This window comes from Pseudogracilibacillus amylolyticus (SeqCode) (genome assembly GCF_051918545.1).
Lineage (GTDB): Bacteria > Bacillota > Bacilli > Bacillales > Amphibacillaceae > Pseudogracilibacillus.
This window is the reverse complement of record NZ_JBPPZG010000083.1, coordinates 1-2005: the sequence shown is the minus strand read 5'-3', so window position 1 is coordinate 2005 and position 2005 is coordinate 1. Positions and strand designations below refer to the sequence as shown.

The 2005-nt window shown below is 38.3% G+C and carries 3 protein-coding genes; all 3 read right to left on the bottom strand.

Features of this window, described 5'->3' with window-relative positions:
- Positions 1–36: 36 nt before the first annotated feature.
- Entirely contained in the window at positions 37–330 is a 294-nt protein-coding gene (locus tag ACPYKA_RS10685) for an AzlD domain-containing protein (RefSeq protein WP_479542278.1), read from the bottom strand.
- Entirely contained in the window at positions 327–1010 is a 684-nt protein-coding gene (locus tag ACPYKA_RS10680; protein WP_479542291.1) for an AzlC family ABC transporter permease, read from the bottom strand. Before ACPYKA_RS10680 ends, ACPYKA_RS10685 begins: the two co-directional genes overlap by 4 nt.
- A gap of 76 nt (positions 1011–1086) precedes the next feature.
- Positions 1087–1839, bottom strand: a complete 753-nt coding sequence (gene map, locus ACPYKA_RS10675) for a type I methionyl aminopeptidase (protein WP_479542277.1) — start codon at positions 1837–1839, stop codon at positions 1087–1089.
- Positions 1840–2005 lie beyond the last annotated feature (166 nt).

Here is a 2005-nt window from a genome sequence, read left to right as displayed (position 1 = left end):
AATAAAGGGTACCCAAAAAAACCTGGACACCCAATATTACATTGTAAGTAAAAACACTGTAACAATTGCTCCGATTACAACTAAAACAATATTTAACCCAAAATAGGCAAGCACGATCGCGACAATTCCTCCAACAATGCCGATATGGGGTTCGCCTTCGATGACAGATAGAATTCCTGGGAAGATTAAAGCACCAAGAGCTGCATAAGGAATTGCTTGCAACCAGCGATTCACCCAGTCACGAAATAGAAATTTATTGACAACAAATGCTGGAATTACTCTAGGAACCATCGTCACAAGAGACATACCAATTATGATAAGAAAGATCATTGTCTTTTCTCCTTTAATAAGTAAACACCTGCTAAACCACCAAACACTGTGCCAAACACTATTGCCCAACCGCTACTGACAAATTGACTTGCAATTACATTGATCAACATAGCTATAATTGCGATTAATCCAACGCGTAATTCTTTTTTCACAGATGGTACAAGAAGACCGATAAACATGGCATAAAGTGCAATGCCCATACTTTGACTTAGTTGCTCGGGAATAACCTCTCCTAACATTCCACCGACAAAAGAACCAAAAACCCAAGATAAATAGGCAGATAAATTAATGGCAGCATAAAAAAATACCGCCTTATCTTCTTTTACAACTTCTTTATGAAGAGCAGAAACTGCAAATGTTTCATCTGTTAAACTAAGGGCTAAACCGGTTCTGCCTTTTAAGGAAATGCGCTCACGAATTTCATTCATAAAAGATAAACTCATGACAAAATGGCGGAAATTAAGTACAAAAGTTGCGACGATTATTTCTACAGCAGTTGCACTTGCCGCAATCATATTTGCTCCCATAAATTGACTTGCACCAGCAAAAACGAGGGCACTCATCATCGTTAATTCAAAGATAGACATTCCTGATTGTGCAGCTAGCACTCCATACGTAATTGCAATCGGAATATATCCTAGTAAAATAGGAAATCCAACTTGAATTCCTTTTTGAAACATATAAAAAGATTGATTTCTTTGCTGTTTTTTTGAAGCTTGCTCCAATCAATGCCCCCTCCTTAATGTTCTAGACCATTTATTCATCTTGCTCTGTTAAAATTAGTGGTCCATTTTTAGTAATAGCAAGTGTATGCTCATATTGAGCTGAGCGACCTTTATCTACAGTTCTAGCTGTCCAATTGTTTTTATCCATTTTACTTTTCCAAGTACCTTCATTGATCATCGGCTCAATTGTTATAACCATACCTTCCTTTAAACGAATACCTTTATTCGGCTGTCCAAAATGCGGTATATGCGGCGGCTCATGAATCGTCGGTCCAATTCCATGGCCAGTAAATTCCCGGACAACAGAAAAACCTTCTCCCTCTGCATACGTTTGAATGGCATGACCAATATCACCGATCCGGTTGCCAACCTGAGCCTGTTCAATGCCTAAGTAAAGAGCTTTTTTAGTAACTTCCATCAATCGTTTTCCTTTTTCATCCACTTCTCCTACTGCATAGGACCAAGCAGAATCAGCTAAACCGCCATTTAAATTGACGACCATATCAATCGTGACAATATCTCCGTCTTTTAATGGTTTCTTACGTGGAAACCCATGGCAGATTTCATCATTTATCGAAGCGCATGTGGCGTATGGATATCCTTGAAAACCTTTTTGTTCAGGCGTTGCACCGTACTTTTTTAAAAATTTTTCTACAAATTCATCGATTTCCATCGTAGTTATCCCTGGTTTAATCATTTTAGCAATTTCTTTATGTGTCGCTACTAACAACTTTCCAGCTTCTTGCATTTGGCTAATTTCACGCTTACTTTTTCGTGTAATCAACTAAGATACTCCCTTTCAACAGTAATTATCCATTTTTAAGTGTACCATAAAAAGACCTGTATTTTGAATGAGAACAATCGTCAGGCAATGAATCGAGTAGAGGGGAAAATTAATTTTCCGCCCCTCTCACACCACCGTACATACGGTTCCGTATACGGCGGTTCAA

What these genes read in the sequence shown, in the direction of transcription:
- ACPYKA_RS10685 (WP_479542278.1), bottom strand. Translation starts at nt 330, where the DNA reads ATGATCTTTCTTATCATAATTGGTATGTCTCTTGTGACGATGGTTCCT.
- ACPYKA_RS10680 (WP_479542291.1), bottom strand. Translation starts at nt 1,010, where the DNA reads ATGTTTCAAAAAGGAATTCAAGTTGGATTTCCTATTTTACTAGGATAT.